The organism is Richelia sinica FACHB-800 (assembly GCF_014698825.1).
GTDB lineage: Bacteria > Cyanobacteriota > Cyanobacteriia > Cyanobacteriales > Nostocaceae > FACHB-800.
This window is the reverse complement of record NZ_JACJTT010000010.1, coordinates 29,385-55,735: the sequence shown is the minus strand read 5'-3', so window position 1 is coordinate 55,735 and position 26,351 is coordinate 29,385. Positions and strand designations below refer to the sequence as shown.

Annotated in this window: 26 protein-coding genes; 15 read left to right on the top strand and 11 right to left on the bottom strand. The window is 40.9% G+C overall.

Annotation, left to right across the window (positions count from 1 at the left end):
- Positions 1-170: 170 nt before the first annotated feature.
- On the bottom strand, positions 171-731 hold the full coding sequence (locus tag H6G73_RS10070) for a shikimate kinase (protein ID WP_190603895.1): 561 nt from the start codon (positions 729-731) through the stop codon (positions 171-173).
- Between the two features lie 39 nt (positions 732-770).
- Complete coding sequence (locus H6G73_RS10065) at positions 771-2,360, bottom strand: NB-ARC domain-containing protein (protein WP_190603893.1); 1,590 nt, start codon at positions 2,358-2,360, stop codon at positions 771-773.
- A gap of 406 nt (positions 2,361-2,766) precedes the next feature.
- On the opposite strand from H6G73_RS10065, the gene H6G73_RS10060 reads away from it, so the two are divergent.
- Entirely contained in the window at positions 2,767-2,961 is a 195-nt protein-coding gene (locus tag H6G73_RS10060) for a hypothetical protein (RefSeq protein ID WP_190603891.1), read from the top strand.
- A gap of 68 nt (positions 2,962-3,029) precedes the next feature.
- On the opposite strand, the gene H6G73_RS10055 is transcribed toward H6G73_RS10060, so the two are convergent.
- The 3 genes from H6G73_RS10055 to H6G73_RS10045 form a co-directional block, all read right to left on the bottom strand.
- On the bottom strand, positions 3,030-3,689 hold the full coding sequence (locus H6G73_RS10055; RefSeq protein WP_190603888.1) for a LapA family protein: 660 nt from the start codon (positions 3,687-3,689) through the stop codon (positions 3,030-3,032).
- A 231-nt stretch (positions 3,690-3,920) separates the two neighbouring features.
- The gene (locus H6G73_RS10050) at positions 3,921-4,541 is read right to left on the bottom strand and encodes a flavin prenyltransferase UbiX (RefSeq protein ID WP_190603886.1); all 621 of its coding nucleotides are present in this window, start codon (positions 4,539-4,541) and stop codon (positions 3,921-3,923) included.
- Positions 4,542-4,558: 17 nt separating this feature from the next.
- Positions 4,559-6,910, bottom strand: coding sequence for a ribonuclease R family protein (locus H6G73_RS10045; protein ID WP_190603884.1), 2,352 nt, complete (start codon positions 6,908-6,910; stop codon positions 4,559-4,561).
- Positions 6,911-7,763: 853 nt separating this feature from the next.
- Here H6G73_RS10045 and H6G73_RS10040 point away from each other — a divergent pair.
- A complete protein-coding gene (locus tag H6G73_RS10040; RefSeq protein WP_190603882.1) occupies positions 7,764-8,558 on the top strand; it encodes a hypothetical protein in 795 nt (264 codons plus the stop codon).
- Positions 8,559-8,616: 58 nt separating this feature from the next.
- Here the strand turns inward: H6G73_RS10040 and clpP are convergent, their stop codons facing one another.
- Positions 8,617-9,222, bottom strand: a complete 606-nt coding sequence (clpP, locus tag H6G73_RS10035) for an ATP-dependent Clp endopeptidase proteolytic subunit ClpP (RefSeq protein ID WP_190603880.1) — start codon at positions 9,220-9,222, stop codon at positions 8,617-8,619.
- 569 nt (positions 9,223-9,791) lie between these two features.
- On the opposite strand from clpP, the gene H6G73_RS10030 reads away from it, so the two are divergent.
- On the top strand, positions 9,792-9,947 hold the full coding sequence (locus H6G73_RS10030) for a hypothetical protein (protein ID WP_190603878.1): 156 nt from the start codon (positions 9,792-9,794) through the stop codon (positions 9,945-9,947).
- Positions 9,948-10,126: 179 nt separating this feature from the next.
- Positions 10,127-12,202, top strand: a complete 2,076-nt coding sequence (locus H6G73_RS10025) for a thioredoxin domain-containing protein (protein ID WP_190603876.1) — start codon at positions 10,127-10,129, stop codon at positions 12,200-12,202.
- 165 nt (positions 12,203-12,367) lie between these two features.
- On the opposite strand, the gene H6G73_RS10020 is transcribed toward H6G73_RS10025, so the two are convergent.
- A complete protein-coding gene (locus H6G73_RS10020) occupies positions 12,368-13,276 on the bottom strand; it encodes a metallophosphoesterase (protein ID WP_190603874.1) in 909 nt (302 codons plus the stop codon).
- 92 nt (positions 13,277-13,368) lie between these two features.
- Here H6G73_RS10020 and H6G73_RS10015 point away from each other — a divergent pair, with 92 nt between their 5' ends.
- Both H6G73_RS10015 and H6G73_RS10010 read left to right on the top strand, forming a co-directional pair.
- A complete protein-coding gene (locus H6G73_RS10015; RefSeq protein WP_242034161.1) occupies positions 13,369-14,370 on the top strand; it encodes a hypothetical protein in 1,002 nt (333 codons plus the stop codon).
- 151 nt (positions 14,371-14,521) lie between these two features.
- Positions 14,522-14,803 carry a DUF427 domain-containing protein gene (locus tag H6G73_RS10010; protein ID WP_190603872.1) on the top strand — a complete coding sequence of 94 codons (282 nt, stop codon included), beginning with the start codon at positions 14,522-14,524 and terminating at the stop codon, positions 14,801-14,803.
- A gap of 77 nt (positions 14,804-14,880) precedes the next feature.
- On the opposite strand, the gene H6G73_RS10005 is transcribed toward H6G73_RS10010, so the two are convergent.
- Positions 14,881-15,312, bottom strand: coding sequence for a TOBE domain-containing protein (locus H6G73_RS10005; protein WP_190603870.1), 432 nt, complete (start codon positions 15,310-15,312; stop codon positions 14,881-14,883).
- A gap of 266 nt (positions 15,313-15,578) precedes the next feature.
- On the opposite strand from H6G73_RS10005, the gene H6G73_RS10000 reads away from it, so the two are divergent.
- From H6G73_RS10000 to H6G73_RS09985, 4 genes are all read left to right on the top strand, one after another.
- Entirely contained in the window at positions 15,579-16,433 is an 855-nt protein-coding gene (locus H6G73_RS10000) for a DUF72 domain-containing protein (protein WP_190603868.1), read from the top strand.
- 460 nt (positions 16,434-16,893) lie between these two features.
- A complete protein-coding gene (locus H6G73_RS09995; RefSeq protein WP_190603866.1) occupies positions 16,894-17,541 on the top strand; it encodes a histidine phosphatase family protein in 648 nt (215 codons plus the stop codon).
- Between the two features lie 42 nt (positions 17,542-17,583).
- Positions 17,584-18,609 carry a glucokinase gene (locus H6G73_RS09990; RefSeq protein WP_190603864.1) on the top strand — a complete coding sequence of 342 codons (1,026 nt, stop codon included), beginning with the start codon at positions 17,584-17,586 and terminating at the stop codon, positions 18,607-18,609.
- 42 nt (positions 18,610-18,651) lie between these two features.
- Positions 18,652-19,275 (top strand): hypothetical protein, encoded by a 624-nt coding sequence (locus H6G73_RS09985; RefSeq protein ID WP_190603862.1) that lies wholly within the window; start codon positions 18,652-18,654, stop codon positions 19,273-19,275.
- A 69-nt stretch (positions 19,276-19,344) separates the two neighbouring features.
- Here H6G73_RS09985 and H6G73_RS24390 read toward each other — a convergent pair whose 3' ends face one another.
- Positions 19,345-19,473, bottom strand: a complete 129-nt coding sequence (locus H6G73_RS24390) for a DUF6335 family protein (RefSeq protein WP_242034160.1) — start codon at positions 19,471-19,473, stop codon at positions 19,345-19,347.
- Between H6G73_RS24390 and H6G73_RS09980 the strand changes: the two genes are divergently transcribed.
- From H6G73_RS09980 to H6G73_RS09970, 3 genes are all read left to right on the top strand, one after another.
- Entirely contained in the window at positions 19,462-20,220 is a 759-nt protein-coding gene (locus H6G73_RS09980) for a YebC/PmpR family DNA-binding transcriptional regulator (protein ID WP_190603860.1), read from the top strand. The genes H6G73_RS24390 and H6G73_RS09980 overlap by 12 nt on opposite strands.
- Before the next feature lie 577 nt (positions 20,221-20,797).
- Entirely contained in the window at positions 20,798-21,187 is a 390-nt protein-coding gene (locus H6G73_RS09975; protein ID WP_190603857.1) for a hypothetical protein, read from the top strand.
- Positions 21,188-21,204: 17 nt separating this feature from the next.
- Positions 21,205-21,840: a Vat family streptogramin A O-acetyltransferase gene (locus H6G73_RS09970; protein WP_190603855.1), complete on the top strand. Its 636-nt coding sequence runs from the start codon at positions 21,205-21,207 to the stop codon at positions 21,838-21,840.
- Between the two features lies 1 nt (position 21,841).
- On the opposite strand, the gene H6G73_RS09965 is transcribed toward H6G73_RS09970, so the two are convergent.
- Positions 21,842-22,099 (bottom strand): hypothetical protein, encoded by a 258-nt coding sequence (locus tag H6G73_RS09965; protein WP_190603852.1) that lies wholly within the window; start codon positions 22,097-22,099, stop codon positions 21,842-21,844.
- Between the two features lie 159 nt (positions 22,100-22,258).
- The gene (locus tag H6G73_RS09960; RefSeq protein ID WP_190603850.1) at positions 22,259-23,122 is read right to left on the bottom strand and encodes an SDR family oxidoreductase; all 864 of its coding nucleotides are present in this window, start codon (positions 23,120-23,122) and stop codon (positions 22,259-22,261) included.
- 701 nt (positions 23,123-23,823) lie between these two features.
- On the opposite strand from H6G73_RS09960, the gene H6G73_RS09955 reads away from it, so the two are divergent.
- Both H6G73_RS09955 and H6G73_RS09950 read left to right on the top strand, forming a co-directional pair.
- Complete coding sequence (locus H6G73_RS09955) at positions 23,824-25,410, top strand: peptide ligase PGM1-related protein (protein WP_190603849.1); 1,587 nt, start codon at positions 23,824-23,826, stop codon at positions 25,408-25,410.
- Positions 25,411-25,520: 110 nt separating this feature from the next.
- Complete coding sequence (locus tag H6G73_RS09950) at positions 25,521-26,267, top strand: RNA methyltransferase (RefSeq protein ID WP_190603848.1); 747 nt, start codon at positions 25,521-25,523, stop codon at positions 26,265-26,267.
- Positions 26,268-26,351: the final 84 nt, after the last annotated feature.

The window sequence follows — 26,351 nt, the reverse complement described above, 5'->3', positions numbered from 1 at the left end:
TATGGCTGCGCCACGCTGCGCGAACAGAAGTATGCCTACGGCACGGCGAACATAATATTACAGGAGTATGGCTTCACCACGCTTCACTCTTTTTCTTCTGTCACCTGTCACCTGTCACCTGTCACCTTCCATAACTCCTGTAACTTCTGTCTTCTTCTCTCTGTCACCTGTCAACTGTCACCTGTCACCTTCCATTCATGAGATTTCAGCACACTAGGAATTGCGGCGATAATCTTGGCGGTGGTTTGTTCTGGGGTTTCTTCAGCGGTGATGGTAATGTGTAAATCTGCTTGGGAGTAGAAGGGGGTTCTGGTTTCGAGAAGCGATCGCAATTTTCCTAATGGGTCGTTATCTTTCAATAGGGGTCTAGTTGTGTCCTCTGCTAAACGCTGCAACAAAATTTCCACTGGTACATCCAGCCAGACAATTAATCCATGATGTAAATAACTCCAGTTTTCTTGTCGCTGGACAATACCCCCACCTGTAGCAATGGTCAATTTGGTAAAAGCACACACTTGACCTAAAACATCACTCTCTAGTTGACGAAAAACCCCTTCCCCATTCTGGTCAAATATCTCATTGATGGATTTGCCGGCGGCTTTGACAATTACATCATCTGTATCCACAAAGCCATAGCCTAATTCCTGTGCAAGTAACCGTCCTACCGTGGTTTTCCCCACACCCATCATGCCAATTAAATAGACGTTTACTCCCTGCAATAAGTTATTCACCAGTCGTTTTGCTCCAGTTGCGAGTTTTAGATCCTCAATTTACTTTAAATCAGGGTGCTCACCTATGTATTTTTCCCATACCGCTGCTAGGGTGGAATTTTGCCGTAGAAAGCCTTTGTCTATACCGCTTTGAGACTGTTCTGTCATTAAGGATTCAAGAATATATTGTCTGACTACTGTGTTAATACATACATGAGAATCTTGAAGTTCAATGAGTGATCGCCTTTGTAATAATTCCAAGGTTTCCAAAATTAATCTTCTAGCCATAGATGGTGATAATTCTGGCATCATCATGACGGGTAGATGTTCTATGGAAATGTGGAAATTCAAGGTCAGCCAGCACAGTATATGCTTTTCTAGAGTTGATAGCTTCTGCAACTGTTCATCTAAGACAATCCGCATCTCCCCTAAAACAACCGTGTCTTGATTCACAAAATTATCTACACTACCCCCAAATAAATCGTTAATAGTCGTCGCTGCCAATTTCAAGAACAAGGGATTACCTGCATACCTTTGTAATAAAATTTGACCACTTTCCAGAGGTAATTGGTTAAAACCTTTAGCATGAAGAAGGGCCATGGCTGCGTCCTGATTCAAGCCAGTCAATTTACAAACGCGAACTGGTAATTTACCTCCTTCATTCGCTGCAATTTCTGGTGGTTTTTCTCGACTCGTTAATAACAAACAACTTTGATGTGATGAATCACCTACCCGTCTAATCATTTCGCCATAATCCTCATAACCTTGACGATAGACAATCTGTGAACGGGAGTAATTAGCTGGATGTTGCGTGAGAATACTGGCCTCGTCAACCCTTCTATCTAAGATGGCATCGAAATGATCTAAAACCAATAGACAACGGGCATTACGTAAATCGTTAATGAGACGAGAAATTTTGTTAGTAATACCTAACCCTTCTGTTTGCTCTATTGTTGATTTCGGTGCGAATATTTGCTTAATTTGATGTAACAAAATATCCAAGGGTGGGGCAAACCGCAGTGATCGCCAAATTACATACTCAAATTGGTCTTGAATATCCTCTGCTAACTTAATTGCCAACGCTGTTTTACCAATACCTCCCATCCCCAACAGCACCACCAGCCGACAGCGGTGATTCACAATCCAATCTTCTACAGTAGCTAACTCCCGATTTCTGCCAGAGAAGCCTTTGACATCAACTGCTTCACCCCAATCTTGAATTTTTGGCGATTTAATTTGGCTAAAATCTGCTTCTGGTTCTGTACTTGGGCGCGGAGGCAAAAAACTAGTTGATTTGACATTTAACCAGTTCTTTTTATACCCTGCTTTTTCCAGCAAATGAGTCACATGGCTCCAATTTTTCACCTTCACCAAGTATCCTACTTGGTTACTGAGCATTTCTTCTAAATATTTATACAACCCATTCGACAGATAAACTCGAACCGTACTACTACTACGAGTTTGATACACTACATTCGCGATTTCCGCTGGACTAAACCCACACAATAAACCCCGCAAAAATTTCTTCTCCACAGGAGTAAGGGCTTTTCCCTTTGCAGAGGCTAAATCTACATATAGTTTTTCTAACTCCCAACTTTTTTGCGCTTCAATAAATTCGCTTTCTATCCTTGGAGAATTCATCAATGACATTATTGTCAATATTCAATTAACAAATAAACTAACAATATGCTAACTACTATTCCGTAAAATCCCGATGAACAAAACATGAATTTATAACGAATTTAGTAACAGTTGTTAGGTGCAGAAATAAATATACTTAGGTATCCTTAGCTTAACCTAAATTTTATATAACTTCTTTGAAACTTTAAGAAACGAATTCCGTCTATCCACTTAAACAATTATCTCGCTGGTGGGTTCATCAATTCCCACTTCCGACTCTTAGCACATGAACTATTTGTTTTTAATTTAGTTTGAACTAAGTAGCTAAAGCCCGGAATTTTCAGAAAGATAACCTAATATTACCTTTGTAGAACATGGCTTTTCTCAATCTGAGTAAGCTTCTATTCATCAATTTGGACTGAATGAGGTTTCAGCTATGACTCGAATTCGAGATGTTGTCCAAACTGCTTTAAGAACTGGATATTTAACAGTGGATGCAGAAAATCAACTTAGACAACTTTTAACAAATCCATATGATCGGGAAGATTTTAATGCTTTTATGATTTTGCAAGAAGCGGCAATGACAGGTAAGGTGAAACAAGAGTCGCGAGAGCAGTGTACTTGCCGATAAAACAAGAGATTTTTATTTTCTTAGCTACAAGATTTAATTAATTTTGCTCAGGTACTAAATATAAATGCTTAACGACGACGAGCACTGTCTTGATCATCTTCAAAATCGTCATCTGCAAATAAATCTCCCCAGTCATCCTCTTCCTCTGCCTTTTCTGTGCTAGGAGGATTGAAAGGAGGAATAATTACTCGATAATCAGCATCATAAATTGACTCAGTTTTACCCACAGATGTATTTTTGGGTTCCTGAGCGCTATAGGAGTATACGCCGGACTGAGGAGTGTTTTTAGGCTGTGGTTGGGATTCGGATGTTTTTGGATTGTCTATAGGTGATTGCCCATCAAAATCCCAATCATCTTGATTACTGTTGCTATCCCAATCATCAAATTCTTGATTGGTGGTGTATTCCCTTTGGCTAGATGGGGGAGTGCGGGAATAAATGGGAGGTTCTACTGGACGAGGATTGACACGAGTGGAGGTTGGAGTTTTTTTCACAGATGTTTTTGGTTCCACTGCCATCCCATAACCAGTAAATTTTCCCAAAATAGTGATGAGCACAGAAGTAAAACCACCAGCAAATGTACTAAATAAAATCCACAATGCTAGTGGTAAAGGTTTAGTTTGGACTCCCAAAAAAACTAAGGGGAGGACGGGAGACCAATTTTGAACTAATAGTAGTGTTAGTCCTCCTAATACTGCTACTAACAAAATTAAGCGAATTATCGGCATAAAAACTTATCAATAAAGTATTCAGGAGTTGAGAAGCTGGGGATTTGAGAATTTGGATTTGTCTGTCCGCTGTCAGTCAAGGGGTTGCACCAAAATCAACCGCAGGATAACTGCTCTCAATTGTTTTTGATTATGTTCATCTCCATCACCCAACAATGGCAAACTTCTCACAACCATACTAAATTATTCCCATTTCTCAGCTACTCCTGAATTCCTTAACCTGTTGATACCTTAACCATGACCTTGCCATCTTTGAATAGGGATGCAGTCGATGTCTAATTGATCTAAAGCGCGAGCAACGACAAAATCAACTAAATCTTCTATGGTTTGTGGCTGATGATACCAAGCTGGAATAGCAGGTACTACCCTTACCCCAACTTCGGCTAGGGTAGTTAAGTTGCGGAGGTGAATTAAGCTAAAGGGAGTTTCTCTAGGGACGATGACTAGTTTACGTCCTTCTTTGATTTGGACATCAGCGGCCCGTTCCAGTAAGTCTGAACTTAAACCAACCGCTAGTTTGGACACTGTACTCATACTACAGGGAATAATGACCATGCCCAAAGTCCGAAAAGAGCCACTAGCGATGCTAGCACCTACATTGCTCCAAGTATGACAATGTAGTTTACCTGCTAGTGGCACTCCTGCCTGTTCTCGCCAAAATTGCTCTTGTCGTTCTGGTTCTGCTGGCATTCGGATGTTCTGCTCGGCTTGCCAAACTGTGTAGGTGGATTTGGAGGCTACAAGTTCAATCCAATACTCAGCGTCCAAAAGGAATTTGAGCAGACGTACAGCATAAATTAGTCCTGATGCACCTGATACGCCAACAATAAGGGGTTTGTTCTGATTTGACACGCCTTTATCCAGTGAATTTACTCTTCTTCATAGGGGTCTAAGTCTAAATCCCCTAATTTGCTTTGTAAGTAAATATCGTTGGGATCATCAAGCAAGGGATTAACTCCAAAGCCTTTAGCTAAACCATCACTACCAACAGTGACTAAATCTATTTGCTGGCGGTAATAATCTACACTCTTGACTTGGACAGAGACGCGATCGCCTAATCTATAGGAAGCGCGATTTTTCCGACCAAACAAGGCCTGTTGTCTAGCTCGATACTCGTACCAATCGTCTTTGAGGGAACTAACATGGACTAGTCCTTCTACCCGTAATGGCGCACCTTGATTAGCTTTGTTCTTAACTTCCGGGGTGGGAACTTCTATTTCCACAAAGAAACCATAGGATTGTACGCCAGTAATTACGCCTTGAAATACTTGTCCAATGCGTTGCTTCATTAAGGCGGCTCTTTGCAGCCCTGCTAAGTCAGCTTCTGCTTCTTGGACTTCTTTTTCGCGGTCGTTAATTTGGACAATGACTCTGGTTAATTCGCTTTGTAACTCTTGTTGGAGTTCTGGTGCAAGAACATTCCAGTTAATTTCTCCATGGGAGGAGGAATGACGCAGGTTGACCCGTTCTTTCACACGAGTAGTGCGGCGATCGCGACCGTGTTCCAGCAGCATATGATACACCCGCTGCATCAACATATCTGGGTAACGACGCAAAGGTGAGGTAAAGTGCAGATACTGGGGCAGAGCTAAACCAAAGTGTAAACCCTTAGCAGTGCTATACACAGAGGGTTTGAGTGTATCTTGCAACAAGTAGGTGAGGACTTGTTCAGATGCCGATTCAGCAAAAGCTCTAGTTAAATGTTGATAATCTAGGGGTTGGATATCCATTTCTGGATCTAGTGCTAGTTCCACACCTAAGTTAATGGCTAGCTTCAACATTTCCTGCACATCTTCGGGATCAGGTGTACCTTGAACACGCCAAATCGCTGGCACACTTAAAGCATTGAGGTGGTCACCAATGATTTGATTAACTAAAATCACCAATTCTGTCACCACTGCTGTTAACGGTGAATCGTTAACTACTACTGCTCCCATCACACCTTCATCACAGTAGGGATTGTGGCTAGGAGGAAGATTGAGTTGTAAACTGCCACGATGTAGGCGCATTTGTTTGACTACTTGGGACAAAGTGGTCAAATCGCGCAATTTTTGGATGATTTCCGCAGATATCTTGCTGGGTTGACCTGAGAGTGCAGCTTCTGCTTGTTGCTGACTCAGGGCAGTATCTACATTGATCACACTTGGTTGTATTTCCCAATCTAAGACTTCTCCAGATTGAGAGTTAATGTTAATGACGAAGGAGATGGCCAAGCGATCGCTACCTGCTACCAGAGAACACCTTTCTGTCACCGTATCTGGTAGCATGGGCAAAATTAATTCTCCCAAATAAACAGACCGACCCCGTTTGAGTGCTTCCCGGTCTAAAGCTTCGTCAGGTTGGATGTAATGTGTGAGGTCACTAATGTGAACCACCACCTGCCAATTATCACCAGTCGTTTTTTCCAAACTAAAGGCATTTTCGACTACTTTATTGTCCCCTGTGATACCTTCAATGGAGAAAGTAAACAGATTTCGTAAATCTACGCGATTTTTTAAATCTGCCTTCAGCAACCTTTTAGGCAACTTGGCAGCTGCTTCTAAAACATTTTCGGGAAAATTACGTGATAGGTCATGCTTACAGGTAACTAAATCTATATCCGCGGCTGCTTCGGCATCACTGCCCAAGATTTGTACTACCCGACCTAAAGGGGGATACTGGGCCAAGGGATAGCGCAGGACTTCCACATGGGCTAGATGATCAATAGCCTGTTCTAAACTCATACCACTGGTTTGCAGTTTCAGCTCAAACAACAAGCGGTCATCTAAAGGCACAGCGCGGAAACCACCTTCTACTTGCTTAATTCGTGCCAGTAAGGTGTGATTAGAACGCTCTAAAATCAGCTTCACTTCCCCTTCTGGGGAACGACGACGGCTTCCTTCTTTCAGAACTCTGACCAAAACGCGATCGCCATTCCAAGCATTACTCAAATGGCTTTCTCGGATGTAGATATCTTCCGATCCTTCCACATCCTGAATCGCAAAGCAAAAGCCCTTGCTAGAGCAACGCAATTTAGCCTCAATCAGGCCTTCTTCCATCACACGGCGGTATTTACCCCGTTCTTTGACCAACAGCCCTATCTTTTCTAGCACCTCCAAAGCAATGTGTAGTTTTTCTAGACTATCTTCATCCTCACAACCCAGTTTCTTTTCCAGAACTTTGCGAGCTACCAATTTATCATCGGTGAAATTGGCAAGGAGTGTAGCGATTGAAAATTCCATGCAGTGAACCGACCTTTGGTCAAAACATCATTTGTTGTTTACTCTGGTTCTTCCCTGTATACCCTCACGGCCTACAGACACTAGCTGCAAACGAATTGCCCGAAGGCAAGGCTGCCGAAGCTCTGGTGAGAGGACTTCTCTACTCCGACTTCTCACTGCACGATACTCTCAGAAATTGTCGTTCCACTCTTTCCATCTAGGCAATCTGAACAAGGCGCTCCCGCTTCTCCTTTTGCCCTTCCCAGTAATTATGCCACTGGTTTTTTAAGGCTTGGCTTGAAGAATTCTCCACCTTACCCGGAAGCTCCTACGCAGGTGAAACCACAGGTGTTTGATTGTCTAGATAAAAGGTAATTTCACGCCATGAGAATCTGAGTTTTAACTAGGAGAAACTGCCGATCAACCTAATTTTCCCATCTGTAGAATCGGTAACAATCAGGTAAGCAGTTTAACAAGCAGTGAGGGCGAACCTTATCTTTATTATTGTAGAGTTAGAGCGTACTTCCAGAAAATACTTCTAGATATTGAATTAGGTAATTAGTATAGCACTGAAGGCGAAACTACTCAAAACTAGTTAGCAATGAACAGAAATTTTCGTTACCGACAACAGCTACTCTTTTGTCATCAGTAGGCTGTAGACATACAGAAAAAAGCTGGAGGATAAGGGCTTGTCAGTCATGCGTGCAGAATTTTGAGTCAGACTTTATAGTGAAGATCGTAATTAAAAATCAGCATACAAGTGAGAGTTGACTATTGTCTAGGAATTCTAGAGATTTAGCTTTCAATTGTTCTTAGCAGCATTTGCTGCTAGCGTGAGGCTTATAGTAAACAAATTTAAATTGGTGGCAGTATTATGTTGGCTCAATTCCAGAGCTTGTACCCTAAGGGCTGTATTATCTCGGAATTAGTAGAAATTTTTCAAGGTAAATATATAGTCCGAGTCAGTATTATCATTGAAGGCGTGACTCGTTTCACTGCTATGGCCGCAGCAGAGACAGTGGAAACAGCAGAAGACCAAGCTAGAAATCGTGCCTTAACGCTAGTGGGGTTACCTCAGTTATCTTCATCTTCAGGTGTTAATTCTTCTGCACCTGTATCCTTAACCCAGGTTCAACCTACTGTTCAGAGTCCAAAAGTTGTCAATCCTAGTCACACTTCCCTGGATACTACTACTAGCCAATGGTCAGTAAGTTATCACCCAGAAATTTCTCCTGTTACTACCCCTGATCCCCAACATCTAGTGGGTAATCAGGCCGTGAGTGAATATACCCCATCAGAAGAGCCTGTATCCATTCCTAGCCAAGATTTAGAACCATTTCCTCAATCAGAGGTAGATATCCCTTCTCTACCTACCATTTCCCCCAGTAACGTTACACCTTTTACTCCCCGTAGCTATCCCCCTACAGAAGATGTGGCAGTGCAGCCAGTCACATCAAAAAGAAAGAAGAAAAGCGAACCTGTGAACCTATCAGATGTGATAGCCAAAACAGATGTACAGATAGAGCGTTTAGGGTGGACACCAGACCAAGGAAAAGAGTATCTAATTAAAACTTACGGCAAAAGGGGGCGATCGCTCCTCAGCGAAGAAGAATTACTAGACTTTCTCCGCTACCTGGAATCTCAACCAGACCCCATCGCTGGATTTTAGCGCACCATGTCACTGGTCATCAGTAAAGTTGATTTACTAATGACCAATGGCTAAATTACTAAACTACAGCCATGGGACGACTACCAGCAGAATGACGGTCAATTACTTGGTCAATCAAACCGTATTCCTTAGCTTCCTCTGGTGACATAAAGAAATCACGTTCTGTATCTTCCGCAATTTTCTCCAACGGCTGACCTGTGTGATCAGCTAAATACTCATTTAAGCGTCGCTTGTGGTATAAAATTTCCCGCGCTTGAATTTCAATATCCGTTGCTTGTCCTTGTGCCCCACCCAAAGGTTGGTGAATCATAATCCGTGAATGGGGTAGACTCATCCGCTTACCTTTAGTCCCAGCACTCAATAGAAAAGCACCCATACTCGCTGCCAGTCCAGTACAAATAGTACAAACATCGGGGCGGATGTGCTTCATAGTATCAAAAATACCCATCCCAGCCGTAACTGAACCACCAGGAGAATTAATGTACATATAAATGTCTTTCTCCGGGTCTTCAGCATCTAAAAACAGCAATTGGGCCACAATCAAGTTAGCCAGACTGCTATCCACTTGTTGTCCCAAAAATATGATGCGCTCACGTAACAGTCGTGAGTAAATATCAAAGGCACGTTCGCCTCGACCCGATTGTTCAATAACGATTGGAATCATTGAGCTTAATTGTAGCTATTTTTCCTATATTCTATCGACGACTAACAAATTTGTGGGAAAGAGAGGAGTTCAGAAGTTCAGAAGTTGCAGAAGTTGCAGAAGAAGACAGAATAATTAATGCGACTGCTGCGTAATTCTTGCATTTTTAAACTATTGTTCACGTAGTATGGCGCATCGCTAACGCGCAAAGTGCCGGAGGCATAAGCCATACTTCTGCTCACGCAGCGTGGCGTTAGCCATACTCCTGAACTCCTGTCTTCTTCTATCCCTGCTCTGGGAACTTTTTTCTGGTGTGAGATGTCAAATCAGGTGTAGTTCCCTGAAAAAACGCTAAATCACCCCCTGACGGCTCATAACTGTTAGTCAAGCTTTTTCTTAAACATTTCTTTATTTTTTGTTACTACTAAATACCTGTAGCTTTTTCGTTATTAGTAACATTTTTCACATTTTTTTATCTTGATATCAGTTATTGTCCGGTTATACTTACTCAGCCCGAAAAATCAATAGTTAACGTTGTATTTAGAATAAGCCAGCCTGAAGAGCAATTTTATTATTCAAGCGAGATGACTATGCTGGAAAAACTTATACAAGCTGCTTTAATCACTTTTTTACTACATTTGATAGTAGGTTTACGCTCTCACACTCCCATTCCTACTAAAGGTGTAACCCCAATTTCTGAAATATCTACAACAGTAATTAGCTCTACATTGAATGTAGCTGAGTAAGATATATAGGCATAGAGTTCAGTCACCAGAATTTCTCTGTGTAAGCAGGAAGTGCAAATAGTTTAGTGTGTTGTGATTCAAAAATTTTTCAAAAGATTTGTTGGTGAGTTTCCAGAATTTGAAATATTAACTATTAAACAGTTAGACTGAGCAAAGCAAGGAATATACTAAATTTAGTCATGCCCAATCGCCTAGCCGCAGCTAAGAGTCTTTACCTTCGTAAACATGCTGATAATCCGATTGACTGGTGGTCTTGGTGTGATGAAGCACTAACCACAGCTAAAAATCAAGATAAACCAATTTTTCTCTCGATTGGTTACTCTAGCTGCCACTGGTGTACGGTTATGGAAGGGGAAGCTTTTTCTGACCTAGATATTGCTGAATACATGAATGCCAATTTTCTCCCCATTAAAGTAGACCGGGAGGAAAGACCAGATATAGACAGCATCTATATGCAAAGTTTGCAGATGATGAGCGGTCAAGGGGGTTGGCCTTTAAATGTATTTCTTTCTCCTGATGATTTAGTACCTTTTTACGCTGGGACTTATTTTCCTGTTGAACCCCGTTATGGCCGTCCCGGCTTTTTGCAAGTTTTACAGGCGTTACGTCGTTATTACGATACAGAAAAGACTGATTTACGCCAACGTAAGGCGGTAATTGTGGAAGCTTTGTTGAGTTCTGCGGTATTGGCAAATCAAGAAACTGAGGAAATAGAGGAACGGGAATTATTACGTAAGGGTTGGGAAACTAGTACAAGGATAATTACACCCAATCAATATGGTAATAGTTTCCCCATGATGCCCTATGCTGAGTTGGCATTACGTGGTACTCGCTTTAATTATGAATCTCGTGATGATGCTGCACAAATTTGTACTCAACGGGGTTTAGATTTAGTTTTGGGTGGAATTTATGACCATGTAGGTGGAGGCTTTCACCGCTACACAGTTGATCCCACTTGGACTGTACCGCATTTTGAAAAGATGCTCTACGACAATGGTCAGATTGTCGAATATTTGGCTAATTTGTGGAGTGTGGGTGTCCAGGAACCAGCTATCAAGGTGGCTGTGGATGGAACTGTGAAATGGCTAGCAAGGGAAATGACTGCATCGACAGGTTATTTTTATGCTGCTCAAGATGCTGATAGTTTCCATCTGCGGACAGATGAGGAACCGGAGGAGGGTGCTTTTTATGTTTGGAGTTACAGCGAATTAGAACAGTTATTAACTGCGGCAGAACTAACGGAATTACAACAGCAATTTACCGTCACCCCTAACGGTAACTTTGAAGGAAAGAATGTTTTACAAAGACTCCTTCGGGGTGAGTTAAGTGGGACTGTAGAAACAGGTTTAAGTAAGCTGTTTGCTGTGCGTTATGGTGCTACACCTGAATCTTTAACTACCTTTCCACCTGCGCGGGATAACCAGGAAGCAAAAACTATCAATTGGCCTGGCCGTATTCCTGCGGTTACAGATACAAAGATGATTGTGGCTTGGAATAGTTTGATGATTTCTGGGTTAGCTAGAGCTAGTGAGGTGTTTGCACAGCCATATTATTTAGAATTAGGGACAAAAGCAGCAAAGTTTATTTTAGAAAATCAATTACAGGGGCGTTTCCACAGACTGAATTATGCTGGTGAAGCGACGGTATTGGCTCAGTCTGAGGATTATGCGTTTTTTATTAAGGCTTTACTTGATTTACACCAAGCAACTCTCATTCATGATGATAACGCAAATTTGCACTCTGAATGGTTAGAAAAGGCGATCGCTCTCCAAGCAGAATTTGACGAATTTCTTTGGAGTGTAGAACTTGGTGGCTACTACAACACATCTAGTGATGCTAGTCAAGATTTAATTGTCCGAGAACGCAGTTATGCTGATAATGCTACACCCTCTGCTAATGGAGTAGCTCTTGCTAATTTGGTGCGTCTATCTTTGCTAACTGATAATTTACATTACCTTGACTTAGCTGAACAAGGTTTAAAAGCCTTTCGAGGGGTAATGAATAGTTCCCCCCAAGCTTGTCCTAGTTTATTTACAGCTTTAGATTGGTATCGTAACTCGACCTTAATTCGTAGTAGAAAAGAGCAAATTCAAACCCTAATTACCCAATATTTGCCTAGTGCTATGTTTAGTCTAGAATCTAATTTAGGAGAGGGTAATATAGGTTTGGTTTGTCAAGGTTTGAAATGTCTACCCGCACCAGGAAATTGGCAGCAGTTATTAGAGCAAATTCACAAAAGTCAAAATCGAGTTTAAATCAAGTTGTATTTGGTTATAGTAGGTGACAGGTAACAGGTGACAGCTGACAGTACCAAAAGTCTTGGGTTAGGAAATTTTGAAAGCGTGAACGCTAGGAATAGCAATAGTTTACCTCCTGCCTTCTGCCTTCTGCCTCCTGCCTTTTGCTATATTTACAATCGTCTATAACTTAATCACACCCCGGTCAAAAACTCGATTATCAGTACCAATACCACTTACTTCTATTCTGTCTGGATATACATCATATGCAGCAAAACTTAAGTTGCTGGTGGAATATTCAGTCCATTGAGAACGACCTACAGGACGATTTCCTGCACCTGCACCGCAAATTAAATAACTGGTACCATTAATCGAGCGAATGCGTTCATAATGATGTTCATGACCATTAATATAAAGTTGCACTCCATATTTTTGAAATAAGGGGGTGAAGGTGCGAATAAATTTAGAATTACTGCCATAATGTCCCGATGAATAAATGGGATGATGACCAAATACTATTTTCCAATTGGCTTTACTTTTACTTAATTCTTTTTCTAGCCAAGGTAATTGGTTATCCCAATCAGCATTACCATTAGTATCTAAAGCGAAAAACTGTACCTTTCCTTTACTAAAAGTATAGTAACGACCCCCCATATTAAATCCAGGATATTTTACTTGTGGGTCACCATTAGCAGTGCGAATATCATGATTACCTAAACAAGCATGAAATTTCACACCTTGCTGAATTAAGGCTTGATAAGGACGTTCAAAAACTGCGTTAATTTTCTCAATTTCGCCGTTATTGTAAATATTATCACCAGCTAAGATAACTAAATTGTAGGGATTTTTCTGGTGATAGACGGTCATGGCTCTAGCTACATCATACTGTCCTCTGGCTCCCGTGCCAGTATCGGCTACGGATACAAAACGTAGTAATAAGTTTGGCTTGGATGAGTTAGCAATTATTGTACTATCAAGGATGGAATTTTCAGCTAGGCTCTTTTGTAGAGATGAGAATTTCCAAGTGAGAAATCCTGTACCAATGGCACTAATACTACCTAAAAATAAAAACTGACGGCGTTTAAGTTTCATAAAACAACAAATTTAATCAATGGTGCGATAGACAGCTATAGTCAGAATGTGTTTTTATCTGTGTTTGAATCGCTAATCTTGGTAAAAGTTCCATGTCACAAGACAAACAGCGGGAACCAAGGAAGAGACAACAAGCTCAACCTACCCCAAAACCCTACCAGAGAAATCAGCCAATTTGGAAAGTAACAATTATCCAAATTCTGAGAGGAACTATTGGGGTTTTAGAAACAGCAGTGGACAAGTTGGAGACGGAAACCCCTGGAGATGGTGGGGAGACTGTGGGTTTTGTCCAAAGGATACTGTTGGGTTGGGATAGATTTTTAAGGACATTCCGCTTATTTTTGCCATCAAGTGTATCAAACAGCCTTTCAGATGCAACTTTAACAGGAATTTTAGCGATAATTGCTGTGGTTGTAGTGTGGACAGGTACTAATTTATTTTCTGGTAAGCCTGTGGAGGTGGCAACTGTTCCTCCAGTTGAGGAAAGACCCACACCCGCACCAACTATGACTGCACCTCCAGAGTCTGAGAAGTTGGAACCAAAACCAGCAGTAGAAGAGAAACCGACACCAGAACCAACCCCTACTCCTGAGATAGAAGAGAAACCGATACCAGAACCAACCCCTACTCCTGAGGTAGAAGAGAAACCGATACCAGAACCAACTCCCACACCTGAAGTGGAAGAGAAACTGAAACCAGAAACCCAACCCAAGGTGGAATTAACTCCAGAACAAGTATTGATAGCAGGAATTAAAAATCGTTTAGCGGAAATTAGCGATCGCTTTGCCACTGGATTGATAGAATCTATTCAAGCTAACTTCCGGACTAGTGATTTAACTGTGATGGTTAGTGATAATTGGTATAGTTTAGAAGCAAAACAGCAAAACCAATTAGCGGCTGATGTCTTAGGGCGTTCTCAAGAATTGTATTTTACCCATTTAGAAATTGTTGATACTCAAAATAAGTTAGTAGCGCGTAGTCCAGTGGTGGGTAATGAGATGGTCATTTTTAAACGTCGTCAGTTAGTTGATGCTCAGGTTAAAAATCAAGCAAGTAGCCCTCAAAATGCAAGAGTTCAGCAGCAGTCGCATTAATTATTCTGTAACTTGTGCAACTCTTGTACGGGCGGGTTTACCAAAATTCTCGTTCATAGTTGATGATATCTGTAAACCCGCCCCTACTGACTTCTGTCATGGGAATTTTTGCGTAACAATGTAATTGTTAACATTTTTTTCAATCTTACCCATGAAAGCTATTTGGAATGGCGCTGTTTTAGCGGAAAGTGATAATACTATCGTTGTGGAAGGAAATCATTACTTCCCACCAGCAGCAATTAACAAAGAATATTTCCAAGACAGTAGCACCCACACTACTTGTTCTTGGAAAGGAGTTGCGAGTTACTACAGTATCGAAGTAGATGGACAAGTAAATAAAGATGCGGCTTGGTACTACCCCAGCACCAAAGAAAAGGCGAAAAATATTGAAGGTTATATCGCTTTTTGGCGTGGGGTAAAAGTTGAGGCCTAGTCTTTCTAATTAACATAACGGTGCGTTCCTCATTTACCAAGAGGAAATTAACGCACCTTCCTTAGTTTTGTGTCAAATTACTCTTTAGCAATTACTATATCGTTACTCTTAATGACTGCATAAGCTTCGTCTCCTTCAAATAGCCCCAACTCTTCGGCAGAGACTCTAGTAATCATAGATGTTAACTCTACTCTGTGGACAATTTCTAGAGTCACTTCTGTATTCACCGCACCGTTAACGATTTTTTTCACTACTCCCTTGAGAACATTGCGAGAACTGACTTTTAAAGGTTTCTTTTTAGCTACTTCTAGCTCAAAATTCTCAGTTTGCGCCGTCTCACGTTTGGTTGGTAAAGATGTTTCGGTGCTAGAGTGTTTAGGGAGATTGCGTACCAACTCGCGCAAAATCTCAGTTTTGGTACGTTGAGACTGCTGACAGAATTCCTCTAAAATCTTCCGTTCTTCTTCTGAAGTTTGAAATGTTACCCATCCTTGTTCTTTTCTTGGCATAAATTTACCAATTTATCTGGTATATATATAAGTGATATTGGTACAATCCTAGCAAGAGTCTTTCTATTTCTAACCAACTCCTGTGATGGCAATTGTGAAGAAGATGGCTATAGAAGGATCTATTTCCAGTCACAGCATCTAAAATCCAAGATCCAAAATCATCAAGTTAGTTGGTAATTGACAAGAAATAACCGAAGTAAGATGCGATCGCACCAACCGCCCTGATACAATGCCAAACAGTTGAATCTACCACAGCTTTCTGTTTTGTGAACTTTCATCTTGGTTGTGCAGTTTGGGCATATAAAGGTTGGGTGGGAGAATTATATCCTCCAGGAACACGCACCACCGATTTTTTGCATCTTTACAGTCGTCGTTTTACCACCGTAGAAGGGAATACAACTTTCTACGCTGTTCCCAACCAAGAAACAGTGACCCGTTGGGCCCTAGAAACACCACCAGGTTTCGAGTTTTGCTTGAAGATGCCAAGAGACATCACTCATCAACAGTCCTTGCGATCGCATATTCCACAGGCGCTAAAATTTTTAGAGGTGATGCGACCTTTAGGCGAACGTTTAGGGCCCATATTTGCCCAATTACCACCAATCTATTCTCCTGCCCTTACAGACGATTTAACAGCCTTTCTAGAGGCTTGGCCACACAGCGATGCACCCTTAGCATTAGAAGTCAGACATCGAGACTGGTTTCAAGAACCCCATGCCAGTAATTTAACAGCTTTATTAGCAAGTCTGGGAGTAGGTCGGGTACTCTTAGACTCGCGCCCCATTTATAGTGGTGACGATGACCCACAAATAGCCTCAGAACGACGTAAACCCCAACTGCCGGTGCAATTTAGTGTGACTGCACCCTTTACCTTAATTCGCTTTATTTCCCATCCCCACTTGCCTGTCAATCAACCCTTTATGGAAGAATGGGTAACGCAGATTCAACAATGGTTGAAAGCAGGAATACGGATTTATTTCTTTGTCCATTGTCCCACAGAAGAGCGATCGCCCGGTAACGCTCGTCACTTCCAACAACTCCTAGAACAAAGTGGTGTGCCAGTTCCCCCCTTACCTTGGAATCATCTCAACCAACCACCTAATCAGTTGAGTCTTTGGTAAGGAACAGAAGTTCAGAAGACAGAAGTTCCAGAAGTTGCAGAATAATTCAGAAGACAGAAGTTGCAGAAGTTGCAGAAGTTACAGAATAATTCAGATGATTGCTGCTGGATTCTTGCGTTTTAAACTCTTGTTCGCGTGGACGTAGTGTGGCATGGGCATCAGCCATACTTCTGTAACTCCTGTTCGCGTAGCGTGGCGTTCGCGGTAGCGTGCCGGAGGCATCAGCCATACTCCTGTTCGCGCAGCGTGCCGTAGGCATACTTCTGTACGGGCGGGTTTACCAAAATTCTCGTTCATAGTTGATGATATCTGTAAACCCGCCCCTACTGACTCCTGTTCGCGCAGCGTGCCGTAGGCATACTCCTCATTATTACAAAAGATTAAAATTTTATCTTATATTAAGGTTTGCACCTGTCTTTTAGGTGTTTATCAGCATATACATGTAGAACTCTTTTCACCTATGAGTCAAATCGTCTGGATAGCAAGACACGCCAACCGACTCGATTTCGTTAACCCTGATTGGTTTCTCACCGCCGAAAGACGTTATGATCCTCCCTTATCTGATGATGGGATGATACAAGCACAGCAGTTAGCTCAACGACTCAAAGGAGAAAAAATCGCCCATATTTTCGCTTCTCCCTTTTTGCGAACTGTCCAAACAGCCAATGCTGTAGCTGAAGCACTGGATTTATCGATTAAACTGGAAACAGGGTTAAGTGAGTGGTTAAATCCAGAGTGGATGACGGAAGAACCAGAACGGCTGTCAACACTAGCTTTAGCTGATTTATTTCCGAGAATTGACACTAGCTACACATCACGTATTGCTGCACAATATCCTGAAACCCATGCCAAGGTGCGGGAACGTTCAGGACAAACTGCTAGATGTCTGGCAGCTGAGTTCTTTCCAGATGATATCCTCTTAGTTGCTCATGGTGCTTCTGTTTTAGGTGGGGCCATGGGTTTTGTGGGAGATATTGCTATTAAAGAAGTGAAAGCGACCTTGTGTTCTTTAGTGAAACTTGTACGTCAAGATTCTGAGTGGTTGTTAGAACTGACGGGAGATACTTCTCATTTAACAGCAACAGAAAAAGTGGTTCGCTTCGTTTAATTTTTTATCCTCAATATTTTGGAATTAAATTTTTAACTGCTTATGACTTTGTTACTAGCGGGAGATATTGGCGGTACAAAAACTATTTTACGTTTAGTAAAATCCTCTGATGCACCAGGTTTACACACTGTGTATGAAGAAACTTTTCGCAGTGGAGATTTTCCTGATTTAGTCCCCATGGTGCAACAGTTTTTAGCCGCAGCTAATACAGAAACTCCAGACAAAGCCTGTTTTGCTATTGCTGGGCCTGTGGTCAACAATACTGCAAAGTTGACTAATTTAGCTTGGTTGTTAGCAGCAGACAGGTTATCAGAAGAACTTGGTATTGCTGCGGTTTCTCTCATTAATGATTTTGCCGCAGTTGGTTATGGCATCTTGGGTTTAAGTAAACAAGATTTATCAACTTTACAAGTTGGTAAACATCAACCAGATGCACCCATGGCGATAATTGGTGCAGGAACTGGTTTAGGACAAGGATTTTTAATTAAACAGGGTCATCAATATCAAGTTTTCCCTTCTGAGGGTGGACATGCAGATTTTGCCCCTCGGAATGAGTTAGAGTTTCAACTATTGAAGTATTTGCTGGATAAACATGGTATCCAACGGGCTTCTGTAGAGAGGGTGGTATCTGGGTTAGGAATTCTCTCAATTTACCAATTTTTGCGCGATCGCAAAATTGCGGCTGAATCTCCCGATATTGCTGAAGCGGTGAGAACTTGGGAACAGGAAGCGGGACAGCCAGAAAAAACTGTTGATCCAGGAGCTATCATTGGTAGCGCAGCGGTAGAAGGACGCGATCGCTTGGCTGAACAAACCCTGCAAATCTTCGTAGAAGCCTACGGTGCAGAAGCGGGAAATCTGGCCTTAAAACTCTTGCCCTATGGAGGATTATACATTGCTGGTGGTATTGCCGCCAAAATTCTCCCCCTCCTGCAAAATGGTAGTTTTTTACTGAACTTTACCGAAAAAGGGAGAATGCGTCCCTTGCTAGAAGAAATCCCCGTCCACATAATTCTTAACCCTCAAGTTGGGTTAATTGGTGCGGCTGTGTGTGCTTCTAAGTTATAAATAGCAGCATCAGTAAAATTTGCATCCCTAAATGCTAAAACAATGACCATGAGAGTTGTAATATCTTTCATCGCTGCCACTTTTTTATACAGTGGCTATGTTCTTGCTGCACCTCGTCCCAGCAAACCTGTAGCTTCTAGTGATAAACCAGCAGTCACCCAGAAAAAACCTACTGTTCCTAAAGTCGTTCAGCCCAAATGGAAGTTATTTACAGTTCCAGATGGAAGTTTTAGTGTCTTAATGCCTGGAACTCCTAAAAAGCTAACTCAAGTCCAAAAAACCCATATGGGGAAAATTGATTTGCATATTTATTTTGCAGAACCACCTCAACAGCAAGTGGCCTATTTAGTTACTTATAATGAATTTCCCTATAGTTATGCTCAAATGACAGACCCCCAGGAAATTTTTAATGATGCTCAATCAGTGGCGTTAAAAACAACGAAAAGTAATTTAGTTTATCAACGCAATATTCGTAGTTCTAATTATCATGTTGGCAAAGAAATTAAGTATGTGAATTCCATTGGCAAAGTTACACGAACTCGCATGTTTTTTGCCAACGGACGCTTATATCAAGTCACGGCTATTGCTTCTAAAAAACAATATAAAACCTTATCTAAAACAATTGAAGGATTTTTAGATTCATTCCAATTAGTTGTGAAGAAATAAAATTTAGGAACTGGTATTCGTAGAGGCGTTTTTTATAGCGTCTCTCTCTGAAAAATCATGAAAAATTAATTATTCTCTGCGTTCCGAATAATCCTCAGAGGACATGGTATCTAATTCCCAACAACTGTCATCGCGCTGTTTTAAAATTTCATTAGTATCGAAGTAAGTATTAACAATTGGTAAGTTATGGCAGGACATAGTAAATGGGCTAATATTAAACGTCAGAAGGCAGTAGTCGATGCCAAAAAGGGTAAAACCTTCACCCAGTTGTCAAGGGCAATTATTGTGGCTGCGAGAAGCGGTATTCCAGACCCAGCAGGTAATTTTCAACTGCGGACTGCCATTGATAAGGCTAAGGCTGCGGGAATTCCCAATGATAATATTGAAAGAGCGATCGCTAAAGGTGCTGGTACTTGGTCTGATGGTAGTGTTTTAGAAGAGATTCGCTACGAAGGTTATGGCCCTGGTGGTGTGGCTATTTTAATTGAAGCTTTAACAGATAACAGAAATCGAACTGCGGCTGATTTGCGTGCAGCCTTTAGTAAAAATGGCGGGAATTTGGGTGAAACTGGGTGTGTGAGTTGGATGTTTGCCCAAAAAGGGGTTTGTGTAGTTCAAGGTGTTGAGAATGAAGAAAAGCTGCTAGAAGCTTCCCTAGAAGGTGGTGCTGATAGTTATGAGATGACAGAAGTAGAGACAGGGGAAGTGGTGACAGAGGTAGGTAATTTAGAACATCTCAACAAAACACTGAAAGAACAGGGTTTTCAAGTTACAGATGCAGAATTACGATGGATTCCTGATAACTTTGTGGAAGTAACGGATACAGAACAAGCGCGATCGCTCCTCAAGTTAATTGATACACTGGAAAAATTAGATGATGTGCAAAATGTCACTGCTAACTTTGATATGGCCGAAAATCTCATGACAGCCAGTATGGCATATTGATGAATTTGCACAGGTTTTAGTTAAATGTGCATGGAACTTTCCCTTTTTCTTGTCAATATTTTTTGTTTCGCGCATGTGCCGTAGGCATTCCCGTTCGCGTTAGCGTCTCCGAAGGAGAAGGGTAGTCGCAAAGAAGAACGCAAGAATTAGGGATTTTGTCATCAGCTGTCGCTGTAGTGATAGTTGTTTTGTTTTTTGGTAACTTGTGGGTAAGTCCTCACCAATAGAAAGGCTATTTCAATTCGGCAATTATCAAACAAAAACTATAGTAATCTGTTGCATTTGTGTTGGTCAGTGCTAAAGCAGTATTATCCCTGTGTGTCTACCTTCTCTAGGTAGATGAACGGAAATAAGAAAACGTATAAATTGTCCAAGTATGGTAAACACTTGGTATATATCCGGGCTTGGTGGTTGACCAAGCCTTTTTTATGTGCAGAAAAATAATTTTTCTGGATTTTTGGCACTTAATTTCAGGTTTTGCAGTCACTAGTAATATCGGCAGAAGTTGCTGTTTAAAATCTTCTATAGCTATACTATTTCAGCTATGAGAAAAAAAGATATAGTCACAGGAATAAATATGAAAAATCTATTTATTGTTAAAACAATTATTGCATCTTTAGGTTTATTAGTATTATTTTCTTCCGGTCAAGCTTCAGCCCAAATTATCCCCCAACCTTACGTTTCTGTGGGAGAGAAAGATGGTGATGTTACCTATGCAGCAGGTGCCAGGGCATTGAATTTAGGTGTAGAGGTGGGAGTAGGCCCTGATAGTTCCACAGGATTTGATGTGTTGAAATTTATGAATTTACCCGTCATTTCTCCCTATGTAGGATTAGGCTGGTATTCTAATGAGAAGGGTGTGGCTTTATCTGGTGGTGTGCAAGTAAATGCGACTGAGAATGTGTTCCTTGGTGCGGGTTACAATTCGGTCAGAGGATTTAACGGTCAATTAGGAATTAAATTTTAGTGTGCAGAGGTGATGGAATGACGGAAGGTTACGGGCCAAACCCCAAGGAACCTTATCCTGTACCAGGACATCCACGGGTTTGCTTTATTAAAAATTTTGTCAAAGCTAGTAACATTATTATTGGTGATTATACATATTATGACGACCCTGTTAACCCAGAAGACTTTGAAAAGAATGTTTTGTATAACTATGGTAGCGATCGCTTAATCATTGGCAAATTTTGTGCGATCGCAACCCATGTAAAATTCATTATGAATGGTGCTAATCACAAGTTAGATGGCATCTCTACCTATCCATTTCCCATTTTTGGCCATGGTTGGGAGTCAGCAATGACGGAGTTGCTGAATTTACCTAGCAAAGGTGACATCATCATTGGTAATGATGTGTGGATTGGTTATGATGCACTGATTATGCCAGGGGTAAAAATTGGGGATGGTGCAGTAATTGCTGCGCGGTCTGTAGTGGTAAAGGATGTTCCCCCTTACACTATTGTGGGTGGCAATCCTGCGGTTGTGATCAAGCAACGTTTTAGTGATATAGAAATTGAGGAATTACTCAAAATTCGCTGGTGGGATTGGGAAATTGAGAAAATTACTCGCAATCTGGATGTGATTATGAATGGTCATATTCAAAAAATCAAAGCTGCTATATAATTTAAAGTTCTGAAGCACTTTCCGGGGCAATAATTTCACTGTTATTTAAATTTAAAATTAAATCTTGTTCCGTAATCAATTCATTTAGTTCTTTCACTTGTAAATTCATTTGTTCACACGCTTGCCTGAGTTCTTGGGCAAATTTATTCACATCGTTACTATAGCCACATTGATAGGCCGCAATTTCTATTCCTTGTTTGGCATTTGCTCTAGCACAATCTACTAATTCTGTTCCATGCAATGGTTTAAGTGAGACCATAAACTAAATTATATTTCATTCAAACTTGTTGCATTGATAGATTATCAAAGAAGCAAAAATATATCATCCTTCCTCTGTAGGATGAATGGTATGGAGAAATTAGCAAGAAATAATCATTAAAAAGCCTGCTTGCACAGGCTTTGATTGCCCTTTATCCCTTTAGCCGTTGATTATTTCTCCTCCATTGGGATGTAATACTTGACCAGAGACATAGGAAGCATCATCTGAGGCTAAAAAGACAAAACTCGGTGCTACTTCTTCCGGTTGTCCAGGTTTTCCCATGGGTACATCTTTACCAAAGGTTGCAACTTTTTCAGCAGGGAATGTAGAAGGAATTAAAGGTGTCCAAATCGGCCCCGGTGCAACAGCATTGACACGAATTCCTTTAGAAACTAAATTTTGAGAAAGGGAACGAGTAAAGGCAACAATTGCTCCTTTAGTAGAGGAGTAATCTAATAGTTGGGAACTGCCTTTATAAGCTGTAACTGAAGTGGTATTAATAATAGAACTGCCTGGTTGCAAGTGCTTGATAGCTGCTTTGGTAAGATAAAACATGGAAAAGATATTAGTTCTGAAAGTACGTTCTAATTGTTCTTGACTAATATCTTCAATGCTCTTTTGGGGATGTTGTTCAGCAGCATTATTAACAAGAATGTCTAGTTTACCAAATTCATCAATGGTTTGTTGTATTGCTTGCTGACAAAATTCTTCCTGGGTAATATCTCCAGCAATAGTTACTGCTTTACGTCCTTGCTTTGCCACTAAGTCTTTAGTTTCTTGAGCATCTTCATGTTCTTTGAGATAAACTAAAGCTACATCTGCTCCTTCTTTGGCAAATGCGATCGCTACTGCACGACCAATACCACTGTCTCCACCGGTAATAATAGCGATTTTGTCTTGTAACTTTCCACTACCTCGATATTTTTCATCTTCCGCACGAGGTCTTGGTTGCATTTGGGATTCTTTACCAGGTGGTTTTTGTTCCTGGGGAGGTTGTAATCTCTCTGCTTGTGCTTGACTCATAGATTCTGCTCCACATTGATTGTTCGTCAAAATTAATTAAAAAGCAGGAGGTAGGAGAAAATTTTGTTGTTGATTTCAGTTCACAGCCCATCAATTAAAAACCTTGGATTGCAAAGCTAACCCAAGGTTAAATTGTAAATTTTGCTCCCACTTGTTCTTTGCAAGTTTAGGCATTGACACCTTGGATGTTTGTCACTTCCATTGATTATTTGAGTAACCCAACTGTGAACAGAGTTAAATCTAGGTGATTTTCTCTCTCTCATCTTTAGATCACAGAACTCACGACATATGTTCTTTGATCAACGATGAATAAACCTACATTTTTACTGCTGTTGCAAAGAAGTTGAATTACTAATAATTGGTCAATCTAAACTGGAGAAAAATATCTCTCCCCACACTAAACACACATTTTTAATCCAATCACTGACAACAAGTACACAACTCTCTGATGAAGAAGGATATATCCTTAACATCTGCTTTTAAATTAATTGTTATTTGGGAGATATGAATCGTTCTCTAGTTATAAACAAAATATTTATTAGTTCAATCTTAAGAACTATAACTTAGCAGTTTCATTTCCCAAGCTCAAATCTCAAATTGCAGCAGTTACAAAAAGATACATTAGCCAGCAACTTATCAACTACTCTTTGGGCTATATCTAAAGTAGTAAATCATGATTGGGATCAAGATAGGTATGATGTATGGCAACTATAAATGTGGCGGCATTCGACCAAATTGAAGCATTTCGTAACTTACAATTAAAGTTGCGCGATCGCTGGAAAACTAGTGAATTTTTTGATAATAGTGAAGCTGATATTTTAATTATTCCTTCTTTGAGTATCGACCAACGGGAAATCCGCAAAGTCGAGGGGTTTGAACATTATGAAGAAAGATTACTTTTTTCGTTGATTCGGTTACGAAATCCGCGCACGCGACTTATTTATGTTACGTCTATTCCTTTGCATCCCAGCATTATTGATTATTATCTCCAATTACTGCCAGGAATTCCCTTTTCCCATGCCCGTAACCGCTTATTATTATTTTCTACCTATGATTCTGCTCTCAAACCTTTAAGTCAAAAAATATTAGAACGTCCACGCTTATTAGCGAGAATTCGTCAAGCGTTGCGACTGGACAAGGCTTTTATGGTTTGTTATAACTCAACGTTTTGGGAAGCAGAATTATCTCTGCAATTAGATATTCCACTCTATGCAGCAGCACCAGATTTACAAATTTGGGGCACAAAAAGCGGTAGTAGACAGATTTTTAGTGAAAGTAATGTTCCTCATCCTGATGGTAGCGATCGCATGTGGGATGCTCTAGATTTAGCAGAAGCCGCAGCCAATTTGTGGGAACGGCAACCAAGTTTACAAAGGATGGTAGTCAAACTGAATGAGGGAATTTCTGGAGAAGGAAATGCACTCTTAGATTTACGTCCCTTGCAGGATATTGCACCAGGCCAAGCTTCCCATAGTCAAAGGGTAACAGCAATTAGCGATCGCTTTTCTACCATGCGCTTTCAAGCTTCCCAGGAAACCTGGGCCAATTTTGCCAGCAGAATCCCAGAATTAGGGGCCATAGTAGAAGCATACGTGGAAGGAGACATCAAGCGATCGCCTAGTGTCCAAGGACGTATCACACCTGTGGGAGAAGTAGAAATTCTCTCTACCCACGACCAAATTCTTGGTGGACCCGATGGGCAAATTTATCTTGGTTGTAAATTTCCTGCGGATGCTAGTTATCGAGTAGAATTACAGCAACTCGGCTTAAAAGTTGGTAAAAAACTAGCTGAAAAAGGCGCATTAGAAAGATTTGGTGTAGATTTCGTGGCAGTTGACCAAGGTAACAATCAATGGGATATCCAGACCATTGAAATTAACCTCCGCAAAGGTGGAACTACACACCCCTTTATGACCTTGAAACTGTTAACTAACGGACGTTATGACCTATCCACAGGTCTATTTTACAGCCAGCAAGGTAGACCAAAATATTACATTGCTACCGATAACTTACAAAAAGACCGCTATCGGGGATTATTACCCAATGATTTGATGGATATTATCGCCCATCACCGACTACATTTTGATAGTGGGACAGAAACGGGTACAGTATTTCATCTCATGGGTTGCTTGTCTCAATTTGGTAAATTGGGATTAACCAGTATTGGTGACTCTCCCCAACATGCAGAAGATATTTATCACAAAGTCGTCAAAGTCTTAGACGAAGAAACCAGCGATAAAAATCAAAATAACTGGTTATTCTGTGATTATCCTTTCCCCAACGGTTAATCACCAAATCTGACTGTTCACTCCAGTATTCACCAATACAGCTAAAATATTACTAGTAATACTTGCTCACAACGCAAAGTATTGACTTTTCTAATGGCTGGAGGCAAAGAATGGGTTTAGCTGGAGTAAAAATCGTGTTAGTAGAACCAGCTGGGCCATTAAATTTAGGCTCAATTGCCAGGGTGATGAAAAATTTTGGCTGCAATGATTTAGTATTGGTAAATCCCCAGTGCGATCGCTCATCACCTGAAGCTTTAAAAATGGCAGTTCATGCCAAAGAAATTCTCACATCTGCGGTCATAGAAGACACCTTAATAGCAGCACTACAAGGTTGTGTGCGGGTTATAGCTACCGTCGGTCGTGACTACGGTCGAGATAGACCCTTGGAAAACCCACGCATAGCCTTACCTTGGTTATTAGAAAATCCTACTGAACCCACAGCCATCATTTTTGGTAGAGAAGACCGGGGACTGACCAACGAAGAATTAAATTATGCCCACCGTTTAGTTTATATTCCCACCAATCCTGATTACCCATCTTTAAATTTAGCTACAGCTGTTTCCCTCTGTTGTTACGAATTGTCACAGTCAGCAGCGACATTTAGTAGTAAGAATCTTTCCACCCCAGAAATTGCCCCGGTGGATGTTGTAGAAACTTACTACCAAGAATTAGAATCCCTACTTCTTGCCATAGGTTATCTTTATCCTCACACCGCAGCTAGTCGAATGCAGAAATTTCGCCATCTATATAATCGCGCTCACTTGCAAACCACGGAAGTATCTATGTTAAGGGGTTTGCTGCGACAGGTAGAATGGGCAATTAGCCATCAACACCATGGAAATATACAAGATGGGTGACACTATTATTCTGGGGATTTATACTTCAATCTCTTAGTCATGATATTGCAAAAGGCTGAATATGAATTACACTAAACACAAAAA

What these genes read in the sequence shown, in the direction of transcription:
- H6G73_RS10065 (WP_190603893.1), bottom strand. Translation starts at nt 2,360, where the DNA reads ATGTCATTGATGAATTCTCCAAGGATAGAAAGCGAATTTATTGAAGCG.
- H6G73_RS10060 (WP_190603891.1), top strand. Translation starts at nt 2,767, where the DNA reads ATGACTCGAATTCGAGATGTTGTCCAAACTGCTTTAAGAACTGGATAT.
- H6G73_RS10055 (WP_190603888.1), bottom strand. Translation starts at nt 3,689, where the DNA reads ATGCCGATAATTCGCTTAATTTTGTTAGTAGCAGTATTAGGAGGACTA.
- H6G73_RS10045 (WP_190603884.1), bottom strand. Translation starts at nt 6,910, where the DNA reads ATGGAATTTTCAATCGCTACACTCCTTGCCAATTTCACCGATGATAAA.
- H6G73_RS10040 (WP_190603882.1), top strand. Translation starts at nt 7,764, where the DNA reads ATGTTGGCTCAATTCCAGAGCTTGTACCCTAAGGGCTGTATTATCTCG.
- clpP (WP_190603880.1), bottom strand. Translation starts at nt 9,222, where the DNA reads ATGATTCCAATCGTTATTGAACAATCGGGTCGAGGCGAACGTGCCTTT.
- H6G73_RS10030 (WP_190603878.1), top strand. Translation starts at nt 9,792, where the DNA reads ATGCTGGAAAAACTTATACAAGCTGCTTTAATCACTTTTTTACTACAT.
- H6G73_RS10025 (WP_190603876.1), top strand. Translation starts at nt 10,127, where the DNA reads ATGCCCAATCGCCTAGCCGCAGCTAAGAGTCTTTACCTTCGTAAACAT.
- H6G73_RS10020 (WP_190603874.1), bottom strand. Translation starts at nt 13,276, where the DNA reads ATGAAACTTAAACGCCGTCAGTTTTTATTTTTAGGTAGTATTAGTGCC.
- H6G73_RS10015 (WP_242034161.1), top strand. Translation starts at nt 13,369, where the DNA reads ATGTCACAAGACAAACAGCGGGAACCAAGGAAGAGACAACAAGCTCAA.
- H6G73_RS10010 (WP_190603872.1), top strand. Translation starts at nt 14,522, where the DNA reads ATGAAAGCTATTTGGAATGGCGCTGTTTTAGCGGAAAGTGATAATACT.
- H6G73_RS10005 (WP_190603870.1), bottom strand. Translation starts at nt 15,312, where the DNA reads ATGCCAAGAAAAGAACAAGGATGGGTAACATTTCAAACTTCAGAAGAA.
- H6G73_RS09995 (WP_190603866.1), top strand. Translation starts at nt 16,894, where the DNA reads ATGAGTCAAATCGTCTGGATAGCAAGACACGCCAACCGACTCGATTTC.
- H6G73_RS09990 (WP_190603864.1), top strand. Translation starts at nt 17,584, where the DNA reads ATGACTTTGTTACTAGCGGGAGATATTGGCGGTACAAAAACTATTTTA.
- H6G73_RS09985 (WP_190603862.1), top strand. Translation starts at nt 18,652, where the DNA reads ATGACCATGAGAGTTGTAATATCTTTCATCGCTGCCACTTTTTTATAC.
- H6G73_RS09980 (WP_190603860.1), top strand. Translation starts at nt 19,462, where the DNA reads ATGGCAGGACATAGTAAATGGGCTAATATTAAACGTCAGAAGGCAGTA.
- H6G73_RS24390 (WP_242034160.1), bottom strand. Translation starts at nt 19,473, where the DNA reads ATGTCCTGCCATAACTTACCAATTGTTAATACTTACTTCGATACTAAT.
- H6G73_RS09975 (WP_190603857.1), top strand. Translation starts at nt 20,798, where the DNA reads ATGAAAAATCTATTTATTGTTAAAACAATTATTGCATCTTTAGGTTTA.
- H6G73_RS09970 (WP_190603855.1), top strand. Translation starts at nt 21,205, where the DNA reads ATGACGGAAGGTTACGGGCCAAACCCCAAGGAACCTTATCCTGTACCA.
- H6G73_RS09965 (WP_190603852.1), bottom strand. Translation starts at nt 22,099, where the DNA reads ATGGTCTCACTTAAACCATTGCATGGAACAGAATTAGTAGATTGTGCT.
- H6G73_RS09960 (WP_190603850.1), bottom strand. Translation starts at nt 23,122, where the DNA reads ATGAGTCAAGCACAAGCAGAGAGATTACAACCTCCCCAGGAACAAAAA.
- H6G73_RS09955 (WP_190603849.1), top strand. Translation starts at nt 23,824, where the DNA reads ATGGCAACTATAAATGTGGCGGCATTCGACCAAATTGAAGCATTTCGT.
- H6G73_RS09950 (WP_190603848.1), top strand. Translation starts at nt 25,521, where the DNA reads ATGGGTTTAGCTGGAGTAAAAATCGTGTTAGTAGAACCAGCTGGGCCA.